Source organism: Klebsiella sp. Ech2A (assembly GCF_030078455.1).
GTDB lineage: Bacteria > Pseudomonadota > Gammaproteobacteria > Enterobacterales > Enterobacteriaceae > Klebsiella > Klebsiella terrigena.
Window position 1 is genome coordinate 1 of the sequence record NZ_JAQGFU010000418.1, and the last position, 1388, is coordinate 1388.

At 63.8% G+C, this 1388-nt stretch carries 1 protein-coding gene and 1 pseudogene; both read right to left on the reverse strand.

Going from position 1 to position 1388, the window contains the following annotated elements; all coding sequences use genetic code 11:
• On the reverse strand, positions 1 to 895 hold an 895-nt coding region (gene puuE, locus PFH44_RS27600), incomplete at its 3' end, for an allantoinase PuuE (protein ID WP_283826844.1).
• A 24-nt stretch (positions 896 to 919) separates the two neighbouring features.
• Positions 920 to 1388, reverse strand: a pseudogene (gene hpxA, locus PFH44_RS27605) (allantoin racemase); the annotation flags it as partial.

Genomic DNA, 1388 nt, shown 5'->3' on the forward strand with positions numbered 1-1388 from the left:
GGGTGCAGACCCACCCCGGCTCATGCTGCGGGACGTAATCAAGGAAGCGCTGCAGAGCCCGGAAGCGCCCCGGGCGGCCCAGCAGGCGGCAGTGCATGCCGACGGACATCATCTTCGGCGCCTCGCGCCCCTCTTCATACAGCACGTCAAAGCTATCTTTGAGGTAGGTATAAAACTGCTCCGCGGTATTGAACCCCTGCGCGGTGGCAAAACGCATGTCGTTGGTATCGAGGGTATAGGGCACAATCAGGTGCGGCCTGCGCGAACCGTCGGCGCACGGCACCTCGACCCAAAACGGCAGATCGTCGCCGTAGTAGTCGCTGTCGTAATCAAAGCCGCCGTGCTCAACCACCAGCCGGCGAGTGTTGGGGCTGTCGCGCCCGGTGTACCAGCCGGTGGGCGGCCTGCCAAAGAGATCGGTTAACACCTGCACCGCCTGCTGCAGATGCGCGCGCTCGGTCTCGATATCCATATGCTGATAGTGGATCCAGCGCCAGCCGTGGCTAACCACGTCGTAGTTGGCGGCCTTAATCGCCGCCACGATATCGGGATGCCGCGCCAGCGCCATCGCCACGCCGAACACGGTCAGCGGCAGCCCGCGCTGGCTGAACTCGCGGTGAATGCGCCAGAACCCGGCGCGGCTGCCGTACTCGTACAGCGAGTCCATCGACATATGTCGGTCAGGGTAGCTGGCCGCGCCGATAATGTCGGAGAGAAACTGCTCGGAGCCCGCGTCGCCGTGCAGGACGTGGTTTTCCGCCCCCTCTTCATAATTTAAAACAAACTGTACGGCGATACGCGCATTCTGCGGCCACGGCGCGCGCGGCGTCTGGCCGGCATAGCCGCGCAGATCGCGAGGATAATCCTGATTAAAAAGCGCTGACTGCTGACTCATCTCCCACCTCTTTACTCATCACCATCAGTTAAATGACTGAAACCTGCCGCCTAAATCTTTCGCTTCCGGGAAGGCCAGGTCACCCTGCTTGCTGGTCGACAGGCCGAGCGCCACCAGCGACTCGACCATTTTTACCGCCGCGCTGACGCCGTCGATGACCGGTACCCGCAGCTCGCGAGTGAGCTCCTGCGCCAGCGTCGCCATCCCGCCGCAGCCCAGCACAATCGCCCCGCAGCCGTCCTCCTTCAGCGCCTGAACGCAGCGCTGACGTACCTGCTCCTGCGCCCGGCCGCTGCCGTCTTCCAGCGCCAGCACCGGCAGATCGATGGCGTGCAGCCCGGCGCAGTGGTGGTAGAAGCCATACTGGTGCAGCAGGTGGCGGGCGATAATCAGCGTGCGCGGCAGCGTGGTGACGATGGAAAAACGGGTGGCGACCAGGGTGGCCATATGCATCGCCGCCTCGGCGATGCATATGGCCACCCTGGTCGCCACC